Raw genomic sequence first — 22,412 nt, 5'->3', positions numbered from 1 at the left:
TATTATTCTGCTTTCAATTTCAGGTGGGCTATCACTTCATGCGGGTCCTGAAATTCAAAGTTGATCCGGTCATTGTCTTTTACTTTCTGAACACCCTCGAGGAGGATCTTGTCGGTTGCTGCGAGGCCGCTGCCTACTACATAGAGGTCGGGCATATCGCCAAGTATGGTGATCATCTTCGACTTTACCTTACTGTCTTTGTCGACGACAAATACATAGATCTTATCCTGTATCTCATAAGTGGCTTTTTGCGGAATGACCAATGCATTTTTGATGGGCATTGTCATCAGCACCTTGCCCGTTTCACCATGTTTTAAGAGACGATCGGGATTGGGGAATTTGGCCCTGAAGGCGATATTGCCTGTTTCATTGTCAAACTCGCCTTCGATGAGCTCTACTTTCCCTTCGTAAGGGAGCACCGTATTATTGGCCAGCAATAGATTCACTTTGGTGTTGGCCTGGCTTTTCTTACTGGTCTGGTAATCGAGGTATTCGGGTTCCGACACGTTGAAGTAAGCAAACATCTGGCTGTTGTCGGACAAGCTGGTGAGCAGTTCGCCTTCATCGATGAGGCTGCCCAGACGTTTAGGGATGCGGTCGATGATGCCATCGAAAGGCGCCCTTATCTCTGTAAACGAAAGGTGAAGTTTCGCCAGCGATGTGGCTGCTTTTGCCTGGTCGAGCTTTGCCTGGGCAACCGCCTGTTCATTTTTAGAAACGATGTTCTTTTCTACCAGGGCCCGGGTGTTCTGCAGTTCAATGTCTGCCGCCCTTGTTTCCGCCTCCGCTTTCAGTAATTCGGCTTCATAGAGCTTGGGCATGATCTTGAACAGAAGTTGGCCTGCTTTTACGGTCTGGCCTTCATCCACATAAATGTTTTCAAGGAAGCCTTTTTCCTGCGCGCGTATCTCGATGTTCTTTACGGATCGTATCTGGGATACGTAATCCTTGGTAAAAGAGGTGTCAACCTGTACAGGACTGGTTACAGAGAATTTTTCGGCTTCTTCCTTTTTTTCAGCTGCCCGGGTGGTGCAGCTTGTTTGATACAACAATGCAAGCAGGCTTGCAAATACTACAATTCTTTTCATGACTGTATTGAAATTGAACGATAAAATACCGGAGGAGTATTGCCACTCCGCCGCAGATAAAATGGGGTCAGTGCTTGTTAAAGCCTGGATTTTGTTTGGAAGGAATTGAAATAATAAGACCATCCTGCCATTACCAACCAGGGTAATGACGTAACAGGCATGATCAGATCCTTAATGCCCGTTGGGTAATGTAGATATGGGCGAGATGGCTGCAAAAGGGAAGCAGGTCCCGGGAGTATTTGTTGAGATAATGTAAGCCGGCACTCTCGTCGGGAGGTGAGTTGCCTCTTGTTCTCCACCAGGCTTTTCTGCCCCAGAGAGCGTGATCGCTGTCTTCGTCTTCCTCTTCCAGGTCTTCGCAGAAGAGATCGTCTTCTTCATAGTTCGCTGCTGCATCTATGAACAGCGGATTATCGTGGTGGGCGCACGATTGACGGATGTGTTGCCGCTTGTCGGCATGTTGAGTGGCAAAGTAACCAACCGAGTAGTGGTGAATGCCTGTACGCACAAAATCGTACCCCTTCAGTAAAAGAGCACAAAGGCATATCAAGAATATCACTGATCTCATTAGTTGATAATATGAGGGTAGTTGAAACGCTGACTAAAGCGTCAACTACCGGCTGGCAAAAATGAGAACTTTTCTTCTTTTATACCAGTGAAGAATATTTATCTAATCGTTAAACGATGGTTAATGGGTGGTTAATGGCGCTATCGATAGTGGTAAAATATCCCTTTATCGAACGGAGTCCACCAACAGGCTGTTTGCCGGGATGCTTTCAGTGCATTGTTTGTCCAGGTATTGCAGGTGTGAAAAAGGCTGTATCGTCCATTGGCTTCATAAAAGGCATCATGATCACCATAGCGGGCATTGGCGCCGATGGTCATCAGGCTGCCGCTATCGTCTTTCTGCAAAGACTTGTCGATGTATTGGATGAGTTGTTCGTATTGATCCCTGCCAATGCTAAGCTTCACGCATTGGTTATTTTCTATCAGTTGGTGGTAATAGGTGGCATGGATAGCGGCGCTGCCCAATCCGAAGGCAGCGTTGAATGCGGTGCTGGGTTTCAGATCGGCCCAGGTGGGTGTTTCAAGATAGAAGCCCTTGTCGCCCCAACCGATGGCAATATACCGGTAGCTGGTGTCGGCACGGCGGGTATTTTGAAAGGGGAAAGAGAGGCTCCAGTCCTTTTGAGCAGTTCTTACAGGCATAACCACGTCGGTATGAACGCCATTGGTCTTAAGAAAGATTTCGATTTCAGGAGCGGCGGCCACCTCTCCGGATACCGGAATACGGGAAAGCCCCCAGGCGCACAACAGATAAAAGAGTATCAGGCCGATGAAAGTAAGCAATGTGTAACCCACGTATTTGAGAATTTTTTTCAAACTGCCTAGGTTGGTGGTATTGTTTGATACCGGAAACCGCCGAAAAGTAACCCACTACGAAGAAATTGCCTCCTATAAAAACAGCCACCCTTTTTGGGGGTGGCTGTAGGGGAGGGGGCGAATATATTTTAGGAGAAGTTGAGTTGCAAAGTATCTTCAACTGTTACCTGTTACTCTTTCATAACCCTGATCACCGAGGATGGCGATTTACCATAGCCATTCACCGTGATGAAATAGATGCCGGCGCTTTCTTTGCTGAGATCGATCGGCATTTGGTTCCATCCCTTTCTGAACTGCGCCTCTTTACTGAAGACCACCTGGCCGTAGCTGTTTGAAACCACTACTGTTTGCTTCAGGGTCTCTGTCATCAGCACTTTCACGATTACATATCCTGTCGTGGGGTTCGGATTGGCTTTGGTAACTGTTACTATCGATTTGTCGCCGCACAGGGAGAGACTGGCCGTTTTGCTCACTTTAGCTACACAGCCGTTAGTATTGGTGTAAGCGTATTGTACAGTTTGCAGTCCTGGCTTGAGCGAATCAATATACCAGGTAGAGCCACTAACACCAGGTCCGGTGAACACACCACCCGGCAAGGACGCGCTCAACGGGTAGCGGGCTTCCGACAAACAGATAATATTAGGCATGTTGATCACGGGTTTTTCTACCGGCTTCACAGAGAGCTTAACGATATCTGTGCGTACTACGCGACCCGGTGCGGTGAGCACGCAGCGGTAGAACATTTCGTCGGCGGCCGTTACCTTCAGGGCTGTATCGGTAGCGCCGGCTACATTGCTCCAGAATTTGTTGTCGGTACTTTGCTGCCACTGATACAACACGGCTACTGAGATACTGGTAGTGGCTTTTGCATCGAAGATGGCGACAGAGCCGGCACAGACCGACTGACTGCCTGGTTGCTTCGTGATGTTGATAGCGGCCCCTTCAATGGTGAGGGTGCCATGCACGAGCTTAAGATCATAGTTGACAGCTTCTCCGCCCACCAGTATGATGGGGTATTCGCCTGGCGTGCTGAGTTTGGTGGCGGTTGTTGAAATAGCAGGTTGTGTTATGGCTGCTACCGTTTCACTACCGATGAAGCCATCATAACTGATGGAAAGTGAAGGAATGTTTTCGCCGTAGGCGATTGTTTTGTTATCGGCCGTTACAGTAAGTTCCTTGCGGTTTACCACCAGCAATACCTCTACGCTTTGTGCGGGATCGTAGGTGGCATCACCACCCTGGCTTACGGTTACAACAACTACGCCGGCTTTTTTGATCTTGATCTTCCATTTCGTGTTGTCGAGCGGATCCTGGTACAGATCGCCCACGATATTATCGGCGAGGGCATAACTTACAGGAAGCCCAGAACTGGCGAATGCAGTGAGCTCGATATCTCCATCGCCGTAAGTGCGGTTGATATCTTCTGCCGTGATGATCTGGTCATTGCTGCTCGATTCATAAGCACCTAGATCGGGCACACTGCCGCTGATGCGGGGCCTGCCTCCCAGGTCTTTGCCGATGTTGGAAAGATCGGGCATTTGGCCCACCATATAGTACAGGTAGCTGCCGTTGTTGATGGCCGGGCTACCTTGTTTCAGGGTATAGTTGCCTGCTGCAGGATTGTTGAAGGTAGGGTCCAGGCTGCCATTCAGGTTGCCATTGTCTACATCTTCCGGCACTCCTTCGATCAGGCTGTAAGTGATCGTTGGTGTACTGTTGTCATCTACCACCGGTGAGCTATTGCCCGAGACAATGGTATTGCGGATAGTAGGGTTGGAGGAAATGTTGATATAACCACCTCCTTCTACCAGGGCATTGTTGTTGCTGATGGTAACGTTGGTGAGTACCGGTGCCGACATGTTGGCATTGACCATACCACCTCCCTGAAATTCAGATACGTTGTCGACGATCAGCACGTTCGTCAAAACGGGGCTCGACTGATCATTGTAGATACCACCTCCATGGAAGAAGGACTTGTTGCCTCGTATAACTACATTCGTGATTGACGGAGCGGAAAGGTAGTTGTGTACGCCACCGCCACCGAGCCTGGTAAGCCAGTTGCTATTTACCTGGATGTCGTTCAGTGCTTCCATATCACCACCACCACCGGATACGGTAAAGCCGTCGAGCGAAGCTTCTCCTACTTCACCAGAAGATATCACGACGTGGTTGGCGTTCTCAATAGTATTTTCGATGACGAGGTCTACTGCGGTTCCAATTACAAGATCGTCGCCGTTAAAGTCGCCGCTCAAAATACTTTTATTGCTGGCAATGGAAAGGTCTCTTTCGGAGAGGTCTGTTTCTGTGCCTGCAAAGCCGCCGTATAATTTCAGGTTCTTCACGAGCAGGAAAGAGTTGTTCATGCCGTCCTCATTACCAAAGTTGTCGTCAGCTGCACTGTACAAAGGTTTATAGGTTCCTCCTGCTACCCAAACCTGCAATGGACTGCCGCCAGTCCAGTCGGCCTCTTTGGCCTTGGCCCAGCGAAGTACATCGGCCAGTTCGGTTACTGCGTTCGACCAGCTGCTGCCGTCGCCCGGTGTAGGGTTATTCTTATTTACATAAACAACACCTCCGTTGGGGTTGATGCCCTGCACATCGACTACAAAATTGCCGATGGGATCGGAGGTACAGCCGTTACTGCTGATCTCTACATAGACGTTATCATTATTATTGGGGTAGTAGGTGTATTCATTATTGAACGAAGACTGTACGGCAACGCCGTTCACCTTGAAGGTATAATCGGGGAAGCCGGAAGTGGCGGTAAAAGTAACCGGTTTGCCTGCCATGATCTGGCCGGTGAGCGAACTGGTAAGGTCGGCAGCTACATCGGCCATGATGCCGATCTTGAGACTGCCCAACGTAGTGTAGTGAGTAGCAGCGCCGCCATCGGCTGCAAAGGTGAAGTAACGGTTGGCCGGTGTGGTGGCTGGTAACGCCACCCCTACAGGAGCTTGTCCGCCTTCATCCTGCCTGATGCCGGCAAAGAATACCTCCGTGCCGCTAAACTGTACAGGTGAGTAGAAGGCGATCTGTACGCTGGTATTGAGATCTCCCGCGGTAGCAAAGTAAGGCTCGGAGTCGGCAATGATATTGCCAAGTTCGTCGAGCAGTACACCGGTTATGGATTTACCCACGTTGGAAGGATCGTTCGAAATATGGACGGTGACGCCTTTTATATAAACAGGAATACCGGGTGCCTGATAACGTGCACTCACGATACCGGTGCCCGATCCGAAACCAAAACCATCATAGATGGGCTCAGAACCGGTATAGCCATACCTGTTACAGCTGATATTCTGCGAAGCGGTCTTTGTGTTGTTGGTATTGTCATCATCGTCGGGCACTTTGGCCTCTATCACCTGGGTACCGGTGGATGCTATGGAACCGGTAAAGGTGATCGTTTCACTGCTCCCCGCAGCAATGAACGGAACGATCTGCGACAGGGCCTCGGCATTGGCGCCGACAACGTTCAGATCTACTACAACGTTTGCCTGATCGCTGGTACCATTGTTTTTGATCGTTACCTTGATCGGGTTCTGATCGGTCCAAAGCCTGCTCAGGGTTTTGTATTCGGGCGCTACCTCTGCAATCTCGAGGTCGTTGGCTGCAGGGCCCGACCGCTTGACGAACGACTTGTGCCAGGCCGATCTTGCTTTGGAGGTTACCGAAATCTTATTGCCAGCAGTAGGGCCATGGAATGCATTGGCGGAGCAGACTGCCAACAAAGAGGCTGCTGTTACCAATGACCTCACCTTCATGCCGGAAATGGACGATAAAAAGAACGGGGGTACAGTTTTTATCATGGGAAAGAGGATTATGGTCCCGGCAACAGGGTTGCCGGGGGTATTGTAATGGGTAACGGATTCCGGCTCGGTTATATTGTTCCTAAAACAGGAATCATGACCTCCGCCGGCAGGTATTCCGGCGGGTTAGCCATATTGGGATATTTTCCAGATAATGGAATAGAGAGGGTTCGGAAAAATACGTTTTGCAAAATGGTAATTAAGACGGCAGCAGCAAATTGCAGCCAGTACCTGCGCTGGTCAGGTTATCTTTTAATTGCTGGCCAGTGCCAGGGTTACCGGAGAACTTTCGATGGAATAGCCGGAGGGTGTGTATCCTGTAAATGATTTGAATTCGCGGATGAAATGCGACTGATCGAAATAGCCGCAGTCGTATGCTATGGATGTAAGTGAACTCTCTTTCTGACTAACAAGACGAAGGCTGTTTTGAAAACGATGGATCTTGCTGTACAACTTGGGCGTGAGGCCGGTGTACTGCACGAACAACTTTTGCAGGTAACGGGAAGTGATACCATAGCGGGCCGCTACATTTTCAATATTGTCGAAGAAATCATGTTGCTTCATTTCCTGCATCACATCATTGACCACTGCTATCTTTTGCAAACGCCTGCCGGCATCATTCAGTAATCCAAACAGGTAGTTATCCAACAATTCAATGCGTTTGCTCCAGGAGCCCGTGTCCATTAACTGGCTGTGCAGGGATTGCACCGCTTTATCGACCACTTCACTGAAGTCGGCTACCTGGTTATTGAACAGGTCCACTTTTTCCTTCAGAAAGAAGGCTGCTGCCTGTGGATAGAGTCTCACGCCCAGCATGGTGTTTTGACCGATCGATCTTACTGGTAAGGGCTTAACGATCTGTCCCCATAATTCAATAGCGGGATTGGCGAGAAAGGTTTCATTGGGAGCGGTTTGCCATTGACCAGAACCCAGATTAAAGATGATCTCCATATTTCCGCTGGGAAATACGGTATCCTCAAACGTTGTCTCCGAGTTCGACTCGTAGATGTAATAACATTTGACATATTCTTTTAAACGAGGTCCTGGCTTATATTCCCGGTACATCATGATTGTGTTAAAGATACAAAAACAGGTTTACCCACCTGGATTACTTAACTCAACAAATTTAGACCGGAATAGGTTGCCCGGATTGTACAAATCGGAACAAACCATGCGTTACCCCATAGCTCGGCGGTGGGTTTGGGGGGAGGCCGTCTGTATGACCGGTAGCATTTGGGAAATAGGCTAAATCAGTACCTTTAGAAGGTATCACAGATGCCTCCCCGAAAAGGCAGTATATTGCCTGGGGGAAATGTAAACCGGAGCCGTCATTATGATCGATAGCAAATTTATCATGTTCTTCCTGGGGAGCCTTGGGGCTTTCAATGGTCTTATACTCGGCTTATGGCTGTTGCTCTTTGCCCGGGTAAAGACTGTTTCGAATACTTTTCTGGGAGCCCTGCTGCTGGCATTGAGCATACGGGTGGGCAAGTCGGTGTTGGTAACTTTCAATCCCACTATTCCTAAAGTATACCTTCAGATCGGTTTGTCGGCCTGCTTACTGATAGGGCCCTTTCTGTATTTCTATGTACGATCGACGGTGCGCAATATGAGCGATGTGCCGCGGCCCTGGAAATGGCAGATCGGGTTTTTATTGGGCCTCATCGTGGTCGGTGCTCTGTTCTGTCCTTACGCTATCTACCCGGATCTATGGAACCGGTATATTATAAAGGGCATTTACGTCATTTGGGTCTTGTATGTCATCGCTGCCGTGATCGCGGCCGGGCCGTTGCTCGCCAGGTTGTTCAGCCGTAAAACTGTTGCTGGTATGCGGTTGCTGACTCCCGAAAAATGGATGTTGACGATCATGATCGCCAACCTGGTGATCTTTTCCACCTTTGCGCTCGCAATGGTCATGCCCCGCCAATGCAGTTTATACTTCAGCAGTTCGGTGCTGTTCACCTTCTTTTTGTACGGGATCATTATTGTGCTGGCCCTGAGGAGCAGCCAGCAACGAAAGACTGAGCAGGCGACCCCTGTTAAGTATGCGAATAAAAAAGTAGATGATGACGCGGCTGCGGGGTTACTGGGCAGGCTGGAGCAAGTGATGCAGCAGCAGGAGATCTACAAAGATCCGGCATTGAGTCTTGCCGGATTGGCGAAAGCCGTGCAGGTAACGCCCCATCAATTATCGCAGGTCTTAAATGATAATCTTGGTAAGAATTTTACAGCCTACATCAACGGCTACCGTGTAAACAAGGCTTGCGCTATGATCGCATCAAACCATCCCTACTCGCTCGAAGCCATCGGATACGAGGTGGGCTTCAATTCAAAGTCGACTTTCTACGCCGCTTTCCGGAAGATCATGGATACTACCCCCGCTTTGTACAAGGAAGGTCTTACAAAAGCCGATACTATATAGTGGTTTAAATAACAATAAGTTGGGTGTTCGGTTTCGGCAATACCGGTACGGTTTTATAATTCCGTACCTCCGGATTAATAGTACCGGACCTTGCCTGCCTGCTTCCGCTGTTACATTTAGGACCTGCCCCCAAGGGGCGCCATAAATGTAGCTTATGATGCGATTTATCTTCTTGTGCTTCGTTCCCTTTTCAGGTGTTTATGTACAGGCTCAGGTGCGTATTACGGGGCGGGTAATTGACAGTGCCCATCGTTCGGCCATTCCTTATGCGAGTCTTTCATTACAGAAATTGCCCGATTCCGTAACTGTGCGCGGTATTCAGGCAGATTCGGCAGGCCGGTTTGAGCTGCCGGATATTAATCCCGGTAATTATGTGTTGAAGATTACTGCCCTCAGCTACAGGGCCCATCAACGGCCCTTGCGGGTGGAAGCGCAGGCCACCACTTTGCCACTTGGCTACCTGACACTGTTGCGCGACGATCAGGCTTTAGAGGCCGTTGTGGTGAGCGGAGAAAGGCGGGGTATCCAGGTGCGGGACGATAAAACGATCCTACAGGTGGCGGGCAACACTTTCTTCAGGGCATCGGCCAATGTGCTGGACATACTGGCCAAGGCGCCGGGCCTTGCGGTCAATGCCGATGGCTCGCTGTTGATGCAGGGCAGAAATGTGCCGGTCATTTTTGTGGATGGCAAGCCAACTGCCATGAGTGCCGAAGAACAGGTGGCCTACCTCAATGGATTAACGCCCGACCAGGTGGAATCGGTGGAGCTGATCGCCAATCCTTCGGCGCGTTACGACGCGCAATACAAAGCGATCATCGACATCAGGCTGCGCAAACAAGGGCAGGGATGGAAAGGATCGGTGACCTCTTCCTTGCGTCAAAGCAAATATCCCTATGCTGACAATAGTTTTCAGGTTAACCTTGGCGCCAATAAGTTTACTTATGGCTTGCGGGCAGGCTATATGGTAGGGAACGATCCTTATACCTACCAGGCTTTGCAGCACCTGGCCAACACGCGGTATATGGCAACGCTCACCAACAACAAAACGGCGCAAAACAATCTCAACCTGCAGGGCTCGGTCGACTATCAATTCAAGAAAAACCAGACTTTTGGGTTAACCTATAAATCCTGGCAGGCCAACCGCGAAAGGCTTAGTTTGAACTCCCTCCATTTCTCCGATGCTACCCGCACTCAGTTACTGGATGCTACAGTCAGCAGATCGCTGGCCAATCAAACCCAAAAGAACCAGGTGATAAACCTGAGCTATGATGGCTCTTGGGGAAAGCATACGCTCAATGTGTTTGGCAGTTTTGGCAAGATCCGTAACCGGCAGGAAGAAGATATTCAGAATCGTAACAGTCTGCAGGACGTATTAATGAGTTATTGGAAAACGACGTTGAAAAACGATATTACCTTAAGGTCGGCGCAGGTTGATTATACAAGATCCATCCCCAATGGCTCCCTTGAAATGGGGGGAAGGTTCGCTTATATCACCACCAATAACGACCTGCGGTATGATACCCTCAATACAGAAAAAAAGTTTGTGCCCGATGCCGGCCGTACCAACCGTTTCCTGTACAATGAATACATCAGCGCGGGTTACTTCGGGTATAGCAGAAAGGTCAAGCGATTCAGTATTAAATTGAGTTTGCGGGCAGAGCATACCTATACGCGCGCCGATGCGGTTACATTACAGGAGGTGAGGACCAGGAATTATATTACCTGGCTGCCAGGTGTTAATTTCTCCTATACGCTCAGGGCCCATGAAGTGATCGGATTGTCATTTACGCGCCGCATGACGCGGCCCACGTTCGATCAATTAAATCCATTCCGGTTTTATTTTAGTCCGCTCAACTATTGGGTAGGCAATCCTTACCTGCTGCCATCTGTCACGAGCGTCATTTCATTAACTTATTCGTACAAGGATTTCCAGGTAGCTCTTAATGCCGGCAGGGAAAAAGACCGGTTAACGCGTTATCCCGAATACGACCCGGTAACGAATGACCTGCTGTACCTCGGTACTAATTTGCCTTATCACGATTTCGCCAGTGTAGAATTAAGTTATGCCATTGCGCTCACCAAATGGTGGCGCATAGTGCAGAATGGTGGCGTGTATTATCACAAGGAGCAGATGCCTTATTTCGGTAAGACCTACGCTATCCCCGTCACTGATTATTCATTAAGCGGCAGCCAGGTGTTTTCGCTGCCTGCGGGGATAACTGCTGATGTATCCTGGCGGCATAGATCGAGAAGCGGCAATAGTCTCTATATTTTCAAGCCCATCGGCGGCATCGACGTTGGGTTGCAAAAAACATGGGCAAAGAGTACGCTCAATACAAAGCTGAATTTTTATGATGTGTTCAATACCTATATAACGCGGCTTCAGTTCCGGGAAGAAAATATCATCAATAACAGGTTGTCGCACCGGGGGTATGCGCAACGGGTAGTGTTGTCAGTAGGTTATAGTTTTGGAAAGGCGAAACCACGCAGCCGGCAATCCCGGACAACAGAGGAAGAGAACCGGGTAAGTAACTGAAAGTGGCAGGATGCACCCCGCTCTTTGTCGTATACACCCCCTCAACGACCCAATGGTAAGTTTTACTTTTAGTGTCTGCGGTCAATTGCCGCGGACACTATTATGGAGAAACTATTGGAGAACAAGATCGCCATTGTATATGGAGCCGGTTCTATTGGCCGCACGATAGCCCATGCATTTGCCCGGGAAGGAGCAACGGTGTACCTGGGTGCGCAGTCAGATACCCGCACCCGGAAGGTGGCAGACGCCATCATTGCGGAAGGTGGCCGTGCTGAAACCGGCATCGTAGATGTGCTCGACAAAACTTCGGTAGAGGCATTTGTAAATGGGGTAGTGGATAAAGCAGGACGGGTGGACATATCGTTTTGTGCCACCAATATAACGGGTGGCAAACAGGGCGCGGCCTTGTCCGAGATCAGCTGGGAAGATTTCACTTTGCCGATCACGCATTACACGCAATCACAATTCCATACTGCCAATGCTGCTTCGAAATACATGGTAAAGCAGCGGGCCGGGGTGATCATGATGATCACCGCCATCCCCAGCCATATTCCCATTCCCTATACAACAGGTTTTGGGCCCGCCTGGGCTGCCATTGAAGCATTGTCCAAAACGCTAGCGGCCGAGCTGGGCGAGCACGGCGTTCGCACTGTATACCTTCATTCTTCGGGCTCTCCGGAGTCGCAGGAGAGTATCGACAAAACTTTTGAGGTGTCGCCCGTGGTGGAGCAGCGCATGAAGGAGTGGAAGTTTGTGCACAGGAACCTCGTAGGAGGAAAACATCCAACGCTGGCGCAGGTGGGGTATATGGCGGCCTTTATGGCCTCCGATAAGGCAGGTGTTACCTCGGGCACCTTTGCCAACATTACGGGTGGGATGGTAAATGAGTAAGATGCTGAGTGCCTGGTTGCGGGGACCGAAGGAGGTATGGCCTGGGATAGATGCCTGGATGCCTGGGTATCCGACGACCGTTTTTGCCTGCCCGCCGATTGCCCGTTGGGCAGGCCCATAGTGTAAAATAGCTTTGGTACCGGAATAAACGGGATACCAAACTTAACAACTATGGGCGCGCAACATCAAATATTTCAGACGGATTCAAAGTGGCGGTGGCGGACCTTCCAGTGGACTGGCAGGTCGCTCTTTTTTTTGCTGATACTTACGGTGCCGGTGGTGATCATCACCCTCAACAAAGCGCTGAAGCCGGGATTACCGGCCCTGGCCAGCAGCACAGATGCCTTACATGAACTGCCACATCCGATTACGCCGGCCGGCCTTAACAAACAGGAGGCCCGCAAATACAAAGGCTTTGAAGCCTTCCTGCAGGCGCGGGAAAGGAACAACGAATTACTGCATCATACGCCGCACCTTACCAGTCACCAGGTGCGGGCTGCTTTTTATGTGGACTGGGATCCGCAGTCTTTTTATTCCCTGCAACAGCATATCGATAAGCTCAACATGGTGGTGCCCGAATGGTTCTTTATCGACCCGGCTACCGATACCCTGCGCGTTGAAATAGACCAGGAGGCCCTGCAGGTCATGAAGCAAAAGCAGGTGAAGATTGTTCCCCTGATCAACAATACCAATGAGCAATTGGGAGAAGGCGGCTTCGATGGCGCCATGTTACACCGCATCCTGCACAACCCGCTAAAGCGCGAACGCCTTATCAATGATATCGTAAAGTACCTCGATCAATATCAACTGCAAGGTATTAATATTGACTTTGAAGAGTTTCGGGAAAAAGGGGATGAGCCTATCATTGCCTTTCAGCGGGAGCTGTACAATAAGTTGCATCCCAAAGGTTACCTGGTTACGCAGGATATTATGCCCCACGATGCGGACTTTAATGTAGGCGAGTTGCAGCGGTATAATGATTATATGTTCCTCATGGCCTACGACGAACATTTTGCCTCAAGTGTACCGGGCAGCGTGAGTAGTCAGCAGTGGATCGAGAAAGTGCTGGATGAAACTGCTAAAGAGATACCTACCGACAAACTGATCCTCTGCATTGCAGGCTATGGATACGATTGGGCCGGCCATATGGAAGCTACTACAGTAACTTACCAGCAGGCGCTGGCAAATGCCCGCCAGTACAACGCCGACATCGATTTTGACAACGATACCTACAATAACCATTACCAATATACCGATGGCAATGGCAGGGGACATGACGTGTATTTCAATGATGCAGCTTCTAATTTCAATACGGTAAGGTTTGCAGACGAGTATGGTACAGCAGGCACTGCCTTGTGGAGATTGGGCAGTGAAGATGAACGCCTCTGGACCTTTTACAACCGAAACCTCACCAATAAAGCAATTGCCGCACATCCTTTCGATTACAACAAACTGATGACAGTAAATACGCCGGTGGAAAGGCCCGACTACATCGGCGATGGTGAAGTGCTCAATGTGATCACGGCGCCCCAGCCCGGCAAGATCGACATTATGGTAGACAGTACGGAAGGCCTTATCGGCGAACAACGATATGTGCAGTTGCCCACCAAATACGTGATCCGGAAATATGGAGTGGTACATAAACAGGTGGCGCTTACTTTCGACGACGGACCCGATCCTACCTATACGCCACAGGTGCTCGATATACTTAAGAAGGAAAATGTACCAGCCGCGTTTTTCGTGATCGGTTTGCAGGCGGAGAATAATCTGCCCTTGTTGAAAAGGATCTATCGCGAAGGGCATGAGATCGGCAATCACACCTTCACCCATCCCAATATAGCGATGGTGAGTCCCGAAAGGGCAGCTACCGAAATGGAGGCTACACGCCTGTTGATTGAATCGATCACCGGGCATACCACGGTCCTCTTCAGGGCGCCTTACAATGCCGATTCTGAACCTACTACCGATGTAGAGTTACGTCCCATTAACCTGAGCAAGCAACAGAACTATTATACGGTGGGAGAAAGCATCGACCCCAACGACTGGGAGAAGGGTGTTACCGCCGACAGCATATATGCGAGGACGATCAGGGAATATGAAGCGAATCCCGAAAAGGGCATCATTCTGCTGCACGACGCTGGTGGTAACCGCGCGGCTACTGTGGCTGCCCTGCCAGGGATCATTCATTATTTCAAGGAACGGGGTATTGGGTTTACTACTATTTCGGGTTTGTTGGGTAAAACAAAAGATGAGGTGATGCCGCCAGTGAATAATAGCCTGGTGGCCTGGAATGGCAGGATCGCAACAGTGGGTTACTGGCTGGGACAATTTCTCAGTGCGGCGTTTTGGGTAGCGATCCTGCTTGGTTTTATCCGTATTGGCAGTATGGCGATCATGGCCCTGATGCAAAAGATCATAGCTGGCCGACGTATGGCAGCTACGTTGATTCCTGCAGATGCATGGCCAGCGGTAAGTATTATAGTCCCGGCTTACAACGAGGAGATCAATGCGGTGAAGACAATCGAAAACCTGTTGCAACAGGACTATCCTGCCTTTGATATCATCTTTGTAGATGATGGTTCGAAAGATGCAACCTACCAGCGTGTGCAGGCTGCATTTGCCGGAGATGACCGGGTAAAAGTACTCACTAAGCCCAATGGCGGTAAAGCATCGGCTTTGAATTTTGGGATCGCGCATACACAGCATGACTTTGTGGTTTGTATAGATGCAGATACACAGCTGAAACAGCATGCTGTGAGGATGTTGATGACGAAGTTTATCGCAGAGCCATCAACAAATAGCAGCGATGTTGCTATGGTTGGTGCTGTTGCCGGGAACGTAAAAGTGGGTAATGAGCGCAATATGCTCACCCGCTGGCAGAGTATCGAATATACTACCGCACAGAATTTTGATCGTCGGGCTTTTGACCTCGTCAATGGGATCACGGTGGTGCCGGGCGCCATTGGCGCATTCAGAAAAGCAGCGATTGAAGCGGCTGATGGTTTTACGAGTGATACACTTGCGGAAGATTGCGATCTTACCATTCGTATTCTTCGCAATGGATACCAGATTGTCAATTGTCCGGATGCGATTGCTGTTACGGAGGCGCCGGAGACGCTGAAACAATTCATGAAACAGCGCTTTCGCTGGACCTACGGAATCATGCAAAGCTTTTGGAAGAACCGGGACGCCTGTTTTAATCCGCGTTACAAGGCGCTCGGTATGGTATCGCTTCCGAATATTCTACTCTTTCAAATAATATTACCGGCATTGGCTCCGTTAGCAGATGTCATGTTCGTGTTGAGCCTTATCTGGAACAGGCACGACCCCGAGAGTATGCATAAGATACTGGTATACTACCTCGTATTTTTTGCAGTGGATATACTGGTGAGCATCGTAGCTTTCGCATTCGAGAAAGAAAAGCCAGGTAAGCTGGTGTGGTTGATACCACAGCGATTGGTGTACAGGCAGCTAATGTATGTGATCCTTTTTAAAGCGCTTCGGAAAGCCGTTAAAGGAGAAGGGCAGGGATGGGGTGTGTTGAAGCGGACCGGTAATGTAAGTTTCGTTAAAATCAAATATCAAAACACATGAAAAGAGTATTATTAGCAGCCCTCGTTCTGATTGGTATCAATGCTGCCACCTTTGCTCAGTCGGCCACAGATACAAAAGTACAGGAGCCTGCGAAAACGCAGGCGGCAGCAAAGGCAGGTCATAAGAAAGAGAAGAAAGCATTTAAAGCCGACAAAACGCTAAAGGCAGACAGTGCTGCCGTAGCTGCTAAGCACGACAAAAAGAAAGAGCGTAACCACCATGCCGCTACACCTGCATCGGCCAGTAAGCCTGCTGCCGGTAGTAAGCCAACCGCTTCTGCAACGCCTTCGGCTTCTGCGAACCCACAGGCAGGCAGTAAACCGGCAGCTTCCACAGCACCCGCTGGCCCTGTAAAAAAAGATGGTACGCCCGATAAGCGCTACAAGGCAAACCAGGCAAGCGCTTCAGGCCCTGCCAAGAAAGACGGTACGCCCGATATGCGGTACAAAGCCAATAAGAAGAAGGCTACAAAATAGTTGTTAGGGTTTAGTTTATCATCCCATTCATTCCAAACAGCCCCGGTTCGTTGAGCCGGGGTTTTTCATTTTACGTGGAGTGGGAATTGGAGGAGAGGAAGGTGAATGACGATGGGTTAGTTTCTAAAGTACCCTTCCTTCCAGGCCTTCTTAAATTGTGCGTGATCTTTTACTACCTGTTGAGCATAGTCATCTGCCCATTTGATGAGTTGGTTTTCCCAGGCGGTGGCCTCGGCAAATGCTTTTAGTTCATCGGCAGTGGCCGATCCGCGGCGCCCGCTGCTGCGCAGGTGCGTGGATGCAGTGAGCATGGCCAGGTCGGCCAGGTATTGGGTAACCCGGTTGGGTTGGTGCCAGGAATCATCCAGGCTGATCTTATCGGCGGTGGGTTGTATGGCGCGCACTACATACCATTCATTGTGGTGCTTGAATGTCGACAGGTATGCGGGTGTTACATGCTGCATCATTTCCTGCACCTCTATGATGCGCTCTGCTTCATTTTTCCAGCCGGGTTGTTGAATATGCGAAGGCAGCGGTATGGAGGAAGGCATCGCCATTTTAACATCGATCAATCTCTTCTGCCGCGGATCCACTTCATTCTCCAGTAAGCATACATAACGTTTTACGCCGATGCTGCCGGTGCCGGCAATCCTGAAACCCGCATCTGCTACTTTAAATCCTGCATGAAACCCTTTATTGAACCATTTGGCGAAGGAGGCTGCCAATGCCTTCCTTTCGTCTTTGGATATTTTGATCAGCTTATCGTCAACAATCAGTTTGGCGTTGGATGATCTATTGTTCGTGCGCTCGCGGAGGAGGTCAGTGCGTGTGCGTTCGCTGACTTTATTGATGAGCTTTTTGATGAGACCGGCCGAGGTTTCCTTTTCAATGTTAAAGGCTTTGTTCTTCACCAGTGCGAAGCGGTATTGCTGTAGCAATTGCTGCGTGAGCTTCTTTTTTTCCTTCCGGGAATATCCAATTTCGGCGATCGCAATGTTGAGCGATGTAAGCAGGCGGGAGAGATCGTATAATAAGGGAGCCAGTATACCTTCATCAAAATCATTCATGTCGAAATACACCAACTTGTTACTGCCTTTATAGCTGCCGAAATTCTCCAGGTGCAGGTCCCCACAGATCCACGAAGCGGGCGATGCATCGAATGGGTACTGCTGCGCCAGATCATAGTAGAAGAGATGGCAGGTGCCCCGGAAAAAACGGAAGGGGTCTTCTGCCATTGCTTCGTATTTGCGGGGTAGTACCTGCTGATCGCGCGTGGCATTGAACTGCTTGATGATTGATAGTATATCCCTGCTCATGGTACTTCCAAGTTAACATTTTCTTTGCGTTTGCCGCGCAGGTGTTTTAACGGTAATAAGAATGTGATAAGCGATGCGGGCATCGGTCGCTGCATATTATATAGTGTGATTGTGACGATTAAAGTGCTTTTTCAATGCTTCGATGATATGTACAACACTATCCTCAATTTGTCACTTGCCTTCGGCAGCGCGCTGCAATAGCTTTGTGTTATCAAATTAATCGAACATAACATAAACCGAACAAAACTTAAAAGTTACAATTATGAAACCGTTAATTAAATCCGTAGTAGCCTCTTTTTCTCTTGCAGTTCTTGGATTTACTGCACAAGCCCAGAAGCCCTCTCCCGAATTACTGAACCCTACCAACCACGCCCTGGTACTGATAGATCATGAAAGCCAGATGGGTTTCGCCGTTAAGAATATCGCTATCGAACAATTAAGGAACAATACAGCCATCGTAGCTGGCGCTTCCAGCATCTTTAAAGTGCCTACCGTCGTTACTACCGTTGCTGAGAAATCATTCAGCGGACCTGTATTCCCAGAGGTTGCAGAATTCTATCCTGCCGCTAAGTTCCCTTATATCGATAGAACAACGATGAATTCCTGGGAAGATGTGAACGCGCACAAAGCGATCGTGGACAAGGGTAAAAAGAAGATCGTATTAGCCGGTCTGTGGACAAGCGTTTGTATCGTAGGCCCCGCTTTGTCTGCTAAAGCTGATGGATACGATGTATATGTGATCACAGACGCCAGTGGCGACGTAAGCACTGAAGCTCATGAAATGGCGATAAGCCGCATGGTGCAGGCCGGTGTAAAACCCATCACTTCCATGCAGTACCTGCTCGAGCTGCAACGCGACTGGGCAAGAGGTGAAACATACGCAGCCGTTACCAGCCTCGTGAAGAAATACGGTGGCGCTTATGGTATCGGTATCCAATACGCTCATGAAATGCTGAAACACTAATAATTGGTTGATGTAAAACAGGGGCGGTTCATCCGCCCCTTAATTTTTGTACGATGAGAACGATTTCTTTAGTGCTGTCATTGGTAGTGCTCTTGTGGGCACCCGACAGCCAGGCACAAACAAAAGCTGATTTGATCATCACCAACGCAAAGGTTACTACGGGTGATGGCAATGTAACGACCGAGGCAGTTGCTATTGCCGGCAGTAAGATCCTGCAAACTGGTACGAACCAGCAGGTGCTGAAACTGAAAACCAAACAAACAAAAATTATTGATGCCGGCGGCCGGCGCGTTATTCCCGGCCTTTTCGATAGTCACCTGCACGTAATACGCGGAGGCCGCTTTTATAATACTGAGTTGAGGTGGGATGGCGTAACCAGTCTGCAACGTGCTTTAGAGATGCTGAAGGAGCAGGCTCAGCGCACTCCCAGCGGGCAGTGGGTGCGTGTGGTAGGTGGTTGGAATGAATACCAGTTTGCTGAAAAGAGATTGCCTACGCTGGCAGAGATCAATGCAGCAACCGGTGATGTGCCCACTTTCATTTTATACTTATACGGAAAGGCCTGGTTAAACAAGGCTGGTTTGCAGCTGCTCAACATCAATGGCGATACGCCCAACCCGGCTGGTGGTTTGATCGAGAAAGACAATGAGGGCAACCCTACCGGTCTGCTGGTGGCCGAGCCGAATGCATTTATCCTGTATTCCACGCTGGCAAAACTACCTGAGTTGACTACCGAAGAGAAGATCAACTCCACGCTGCAGTACATGACCGAGTTGAACAGGTTTGGTGTTACGGCGGTGATGGATGCCGGTGGTGGCTTTCAGAATTTCCCCGACGATTATGCGATCACCGATTCGCTCAATAAGCTCGGCAAGATCACCGTGCGTTTGCCTTACTTTCTGTTTGCGCAAAAGAAGGGAACCGAGTTGAATGACTACAAACGGTGGACTGGTATGGTGGAGATCGATCACCATGGCCACAATGGCATCAATGATGTAGACTACCACGTAACGGGTGGAGGCGAGAACCTGGTAGCCGATGCGGCCGACTTCGAGAACTTCCTGTTTCCGCGGCCGGAGTTGCCTCCGGGCATGGAGGCTAATCTGAAGTCGGTGATCCAACTGCTGGTGCAAAAACGCTGGCCTTTCAGGCTGCATGCTACTTACAATGAGAGCATAACCCGCGACCTCGATGTCATCGAGACGGTTAATAAGGAAACCCCACTCAATGGTCTGGTATGGTTCTTTGATCATGCCGAAACGATCAGTGAAGCCAACCTGCTACGTATTAAGGCACTGGGTGGCGGTATTGCGATACAACACCGCATGGCTTACCAGGGCGAGAGCTTCATTCATCGATATGGTAAGAAGGCAGCACTGGCCTCTCCTCCCGTAAAGAGAATGTTGGAGCTTGGACTGCCTGTGGGGCTTGGTACTGATGGAACAAGGGTAGCGAGTTACAACCCGTGGGTGGCTTTGTATTGGATCACGACTGGTAAAACGGTGGGTGGCACGCAAGTGATGGCTGCCGAAAATGCGCTCGACCGGCAAACAGCGTTAAAGTTGCTGACTGCGGGTGGCTATGAGTTGATCAGGGAGAAAGGGAAGGGGCGTATACGAGCTGGATATTCCGCCGACTTGGTGATCCTCGATAAGGATTATTTCACGGTGAGTGATGAGGAGATCAAATCGATCAACGCACTGCTCACGATCGTCGATGGCAAGGTAGTGTATGGTAGCAAGGTGCTCAGCCCTGTGGCTCCTGTGCCGTTGCCGGTGATACCAGCCTGGAGCCCTGTAAAATATTATGGTGGGTATCAACCTTAGTTTGGTCACATGAGTGTTATAGCAAACCGTCCGGATCATCCGGACGGTTTTTTTATTGGCATAGCAACACATTGTTCATGTGGGCTGGCCAATAGCAGGTTGGAGTTTGAAACAGGATAACCGTATTTCGAAAGTATTGCATAGGTTGTAGAAAACAGCAAAACATGAAAAAGCTACAACTCGCTTCGATGCCATATTGCATTTACTGCATGGTGGGTCTTTTCATTGTTTTCTTTACAGCCTGTTCGGGTGGTGGAAATACCGCGCAGCTTCAGGCAAAGATCGACTCGCTGGAAAGTGCGTTGAAGATGTCCAATGAAGACCGGGAAATGACTGAAATGCGGTTGAGGCGATTCGACTCGCTTGACTTTGTCTTCTACAGTAATCAGCAATGGCCCGAGTTGTCGATCAGCCATGCTGACGATATTAAAGTATACTATCCCGACGGCTCGGTAACGGTTGGCCTTTCTCCGCAGCATATCGATATGCTAAAGCCTATGTTCGTATTTGCGCCAGATACAAAGATCAAAACGCATCCTGTGAAGTTTGGCAGTGGCGACTGGACTGCGGTGATCGGCGAAATGGAAGGTAGCTTTTCGAAATCCATGCCCGTTGGCGGTGGTAAGTTCATACCGCCTACCGGGAAGAAATTTAAGTTGGGTATGTGCACCATTGGCCATTGGAAAGACGGCAAGATGGTAGAAGAATACCTATTCTGGGACAACCAGGCTTTCATGAAACAAATTGGCCTGGCCCAGTAAATCTGTACAGCCGGCCCTTACTTGATGGGTGCATGTTAGTTACGCCCCTTTGCCCACTTGATTCGATTACCTCATTAAAAAAGTATAAGATGAAAATGTTAGACAAGAAGGTGGCGATCGTAACGGGCGCCGGATCGGGTATTGGGCATGCTATTTCATTGCTGTATGCGGTAGAGGGCGCGAAGATCGTGGTATCGGACATTGACGAAAAAGGCGGCAATGCTACCGTGTCGGATATCAAAGGCAAAGGAGGGGAGGCTTTTTTTGTGAAGGCCGATACGTCGAAGCCCGAAGACAGCAAGGCCCTGGTAGAGCAAACCGTGAAGCAATTTGGTGGCGTGCATCTTGCCGTTAACAATGCCGGCATTGGCGGTCCGCAGGCTGTAACGGGGGAGTATCCTATAGAAGGGTGGGACAAGGTGATAAGCATTAATCTTTCCGGTGTATTCTACGGCATGCGTTATCAGCTGCCGGCGATGCAGGCTTCGGGTGGAGGCGCTATTGTTAATGTTGCCTCTATACTTGGTAAAGTGGGTACACGCTTATCGCCTGCGTATGCGGCTGCCAAGCATGGTGTGATCGGCCTTACAGAAGCTGCCGCATTGGAGTATGCTGATAAAAAGATCCGCATCAATTCGATCGGGCCGGGCTATATCGTAACGCCCCTGCTCACTAAAAGCCTCAATGACGCTGCGATGAAAGCGCTGGTGAGTCTGCACCCCATGGGCAGACTGGGTGCTTCGGAAGAAGTAGCCGAACTGGCGCTATGGCTGGCCTCTGATAAAGCTTCCTTTGTGACCGGATCATATTACAATGTGGATGGCGGCTACCTGGCGCAATAGGGGTGGCCTCCCGGGACGCATGCATGAAGGAGGCATCCACCTGTAGAGATGCGCGAAACATATGCTCATAACAAAGAGGGTGTCTCAAAATTATGAGGCACCCTTTTTCCTTTTATGACGTTGTGTGGAGTTTATCTGTGGGGATCTTTGGGGGGGACGGAAGTTTAGGTGGAGTGACCACTAACTCAAGTCTTTGTGGGGAGTAGAGTGTTCGGCCTTTGGCCTTTTTTAGGCTACTTTCTTTCTGAGATTGTGTGCCAGGGCCAGTAAGCCCGTTTCTATCGATACTTTTTCAATACCTCTGAGCATAAATCTCTTGAAGTAGTGGTTGTGTTTGATGTTGGCAAACACTGGTTCTGTATCGAAGCAACGTTGTTTACGTTTTTGCAGGCCTCGCTTTGTTTTTAGCCGCTTTTCTGCAGCCTTTTTCAAGCGAATATTATTCAGGGATATTTCTATAATTCGATCTCCATTTTGCGTGTTGCAGACTCCGTTCAAAAAGCA

16 protein-coding genes are annotated in these 22,412 nt (G+C 49.5%); 9 read left to right on the top strand and 7 right to left on the bottom strand.

Annotation, left to right across the window (positions count from 1 at the left end; translation table 11 throughout):
• Nucleotides 1-2: 2 nt before the first annotated feature.
• The 5 genes from P2H89_RS19730 to P2H89_RS19710 all read right to left on the bottom strand — a co-directional run bounded on the left by P2H89_RS19730 (nucleotide 3) and on the right by P2H89_RS19710 (nucleotide 7,345).
• Nucleotides 3-1,088 (bottom strand): efflux RND transporter periplasmic adaptor subunit, encoded by a 1,086-nt coding sequence (locus P2H89_RS19730; protein ID WP_275830043.1) that lies wholly within the window; start codon nucleotides 1,086-1,088, stop codon nucleotides 3-5.
• Nucleotides 1,089-1,251: 163 nt separating this feature from the next.
• Nucleotides 1,252-1,656 carry a hypothetical protein gene (locus P2H89_RS19725; RefSeq protein ID WP_275830041.1) on the bottom strand — a complete coding sequence of 135 codons (405 nt, stop codon included), beginning with the start codon at nucleotides 1,654-1,656 and terminating at the stop codon, nucleotides 1,252-1,254.
• 140 nt (nucleotides 1,657-1,796) lie between these two features.
• Nucleotides 1,797-2,471, bottom strand: a complete 675-nt coding sequence (locus P2H89_RS19720) for a TIGR02117 family protein (RefSeq protein ID WP_275830039.1) — start codon at nucleotides 2,469-2,471, stop codon at nucleotides 1,797-1,799.
• Nucleotides 2,472-2,641: 170 nt separating this feature from the next.
• The gene (locus P2H89_RS19715; protein ID WP_275830037.1) at nucleotides 2,642-6,277 is read right to left on the bottom strand and encodes an MBG domain-containing protein; all 3,636 of its coding nucleotides are present in this window, start codon (nucleotides 6,275-6,277) and stop codon (nucleotides 2,642-2,644) included.
• 252 nt (nucleotides 6,278-6,529) lie between these two features.
• Complete coding sequence (locus tag P2H89_RS19710; RefSeq protein ID WP_275830035.1) at nucleotides 6,530-7,345, bottom strand: DUF6597 domain-containing transcriptional factor; 816 nt, start codon at nucleotides 7,343-7,345, stop codon at nucleotides 6,530-6,532.
• Nucleotides 7,346-7,610: 265 nt separating this feature from the next.
• Between P2H89_RS19710 and P2H89_RS19705 the strand changes: the two genes are divergently transcribed.
• The 5 genes from P2H89_RS19705 (at nucleotide 7,611) to P2H89_RS19685 (ending at nucleotide 16,199) form a co-directional block, all read left to right on the top strand.
• Nucleotides 7,611-8,699 carry a helix-turn-helix domain-containing protein gene (locus tag P2H89_RS19705; RefSeq protein WP_275830033.1) on the top strand — a complete coding sequence of 363 codons (1,089 nt, stop codon included), beginning with the start codon at nucleotides 7,611-7,613 and terminating at the stop codon, nucleotides 8,697-8,699.
• A 154-nt stretch (nucleotides 8,700-8,853) separates the two neighbouring features.
• On the top strand, nucleotides 8,854-11,238 hold the full coding sequence (locus P2H89_RS19700; protein ID WP_275830031.1) for an outer membrane beta-barrel protein: 2,385 nt from the start codon (nucleotides 8,854-8,856) through the stop codon (nucleotides 11,236-11,238).
• A gap of 102 nt (nucleotides 11,239-11,340) precedes the next feature.
• A complete protein-coding gene (locus P2H89_RS19695; RefSeq protein WP_275830029.1) occupies nucleotides 11,341-12,129 on the top strand; it encodes an SDR family oxidoreductase in 789 nt (262 codons plus the stop codon).
• Between the two features lie 171 nt (nucleotides 12,130-12,300).
• Complete coding sequence (locus P2H89_RS19690) at nucleotides 12,301-15,723, top strand: glycosyltransferase (RefSeq protein WP_275830027.1); 3,423 nt, start codon at nucleotides 12,301-12,303, stop codon at nucleotides 15,721-15,723.
• Nucleotides 15,720-16,199, top strand: a complete 480-nt coding sequence (locus tag P2H89_RS19685) for a hypothetical protein (protein ID WP_275830025.1) — start codon at nucleotides 15,720-15,722, stop codon at nucleotides 16,197-16,199. The genes P2H89_RS19690 and P2H89_RS19685 overlap by 4 nt, the downstream gene beginning before the upstream one ends.
• 116 nt (nucleotides 16,200-16,315) lie before the next feature.
• On the opposite strand, the gene P2H89_RS19680 is transcribed toward P2H89_RS19685, so the two are convergent.
• Nucleotides 16,316-17,515 (bottom strand): DUF2252 family protein, encoded by a 1,200-nt coding sequence (locus tag P2H89_RS19680; protein ID WP_275830023.1) that lies wholly within the window; start codon nucleotides 17,513-17,515, stop codon nucleotides 16,316-16,318.
• A gap of 262 nt (nucleotides 17,516-17,777) precedes the next feature.
• Here P2H89_RS19680 and P2H89_RS19675 point away from each other — a divergent pair, with 262 nt between their 5' ends.
• The 4 genes from P2H89_RS19675 to P2H89_RS19660 all read left to right on the top strand — a co-directional run bounded on the left by P2H89_RS19675 (nucleotide 17,778) and on the right by P2H89_RS19660 (nucleotide 21,908).
• Nucleotides 17,778-18,479 carry a hydrolase gene (locus tag P2H89_RS19675; protein WP_275830021.1) on the top strand — a complete coding sequence of 234 codons (702 nt, stop codon included), beginning with the start codon at nucleotides 17,778-17,780 and terminating at the stop codon, nucleotides 18,477-18,479.
• A gap of 53 nt (nucleotides 18,480-18,532) precedes the next feature.
• Nucleotides 18,533-20,305, top strand: a complete 1,773-nt coding sequence (locus tag P2H89_RS19670; protein ID WP_275830019.1) for an amidohydrolase — start codon at nucleotides 18,533-18,535, stop codon at nucleotides 20,303-20,305.
• Between the two features lie 164 nt (nucleotides 20,306-20,469).
• Complete coding sequence (locus tag P2H89_RS19665) at nucleotides 20,470-21,066, top strand: ester cyclase (protein ID WP_275830017.1); 597 nt, start codon at nucleotides 20,470-20,472, stop codon at nucleotides 21,064-21,066.
• Nucleotides 21,067-21,155: 89 nt separating this feature from the next.
• Entirely contained in the window at nucleotides 21,156-21,908 is a 753-nt protein-coding gene (locus tag P2H89_RS19660) for a glucose 1-dehydrogenase (RefSeq protein WP_275830015.1), read from the top strand.
• A 228-nt stretch (nucleotides 21,909-22,136) separates the two neighbouring features.
• On the opposite strand, the gene P2H89_RS19655 is transcribed toward P2H89_RS19660, so the two are convergent.
• Nucleotides 22,137-22,412 (bottom strand): transposase (locus P2H89_RS19655; protein ID WP_275830013.1); only part of this gene is annotated, 276 nt, incomplete at its 5' end.

Origin of the sequence: Paraflavitalea sp. CAU 1676 (genome assembly GCF_029223285.1) — a bacterium.
GTDB lineage: Bacteria > Bacteroidota > Bacteroidia > Chitinophagales > Chitinophagaceae > Paraflavitalea.
Note: the sequence above shows the minus strand (reverse complement) of the source record. Positions and strands in the feature narration are given on the sequence as shown.

What these genes read in the sequence shown, in the direction of transcription:
- P2H89_RS19730 (WP_275830043.1), bottom strand. Translation starts at nt 1,088, where the DNA reads ATGAAAAGAATTGTAGTATTTGCAAGCCTGCTTGCATTGTTGTATCAA.
- P2H89_RS19725 (WP_275830041.1), bottom strand. Translation starts at nt 1,656, where the DNA reads ATGAGATCAGTGATATTCTTGATATGCCTTTGTGCTCTTTTACTGAAG.
- P2H89_RS19715 (WP_275830037.1), bottom strand. Translation starts at nt 6,277, where the DNA reads ATGATAAAAACTGTACCCCCGTTCTTTTTATCGTCCATTTCCGGCATG.
- P2H89_RS19710 (WP_275830035.1), bottom strand. Translation starts at nt 7,345, where the DNA reads ATGATGTACCGGGAATATAAGCCAGGACCTCGTTTAAAAGAATATGTC.
- P2H89_RS19705 (WP_275830033.1), top strand. Translation starts at nt 7,611, where the DNA reads ATGATCGATAGCAAATTTATCATGTTCTTCCTGGGGAGCCTTGGGGCT.
- P2H89_RS19700 (WP_275830031.1), top strand. Translation starts at nt 8,854, where the DNA reads ATGATGCGATTTATCTTCTTGTGCTTCGTTCCCTTTTCAGGTGTTTAT.
- P2H89_RS19695 (WP_275830029.1), top strand. Translation starts at nt 11,341, where the DNA reads ATGGAGAAACTATTGGAGAACAAGATCGCCATTGTATATGGAGCCGGT.
- P2H89_RS19690 (WP_275830027.1), top strand. Translation starts at nt 12,301, where the DNA reads ATGGGCGCGCAACATCAAATATTTCAGACGGATTCAAAGTGGCGGTGG.
- P2H89_RS19685 (WP_275830025.1), top strand. Translation starts at nt 15,720, where the DNA reads ATGAAAAGAGTATTATTAGCAGCCCTCGTTCTGATTGGTATCAATGCT.
- P2H89_RS19680 (WP_275830023.1), bottom strand. Translation starts at nt 17,515, where the DNA reads ATGAGCAGGGATATACTATCAATCATCAAGCAGTTCAATGCCACGCGC.
- P2H89_RS19675 (WP_275830021.1), top strand. Translation starts at nt 17,778, where the DNA reads ATGAAACCGTTAATTAAATCCGTAGTAGCCTCTTTTTCTCTTGCAGTT.
- P2H89_RS19670 (WP_275830019.1), top strand. Translation starts at nt 18,533, where the DNA reads ATGAGAACGATTTCTTTAGTGCTGTCATTGGTAGTGCTCTTGTGGGCA.
- P2H89_RS19665 (WP_275830017.1), top strand. Translation starts at nt 20,470, where the DNA reads ATGAAAAAGCTACAACTCGCTTCGATGCCATATTGCATTTACTGCATG.
- P2H89_RS19660 (WP_275830015.1), top strand. Translation starts at nt 21,156, where the DNA reads ATGAAAATGTTAGACAAGAAGGTGGCGATCGTAACGGGCGCCGGATCG.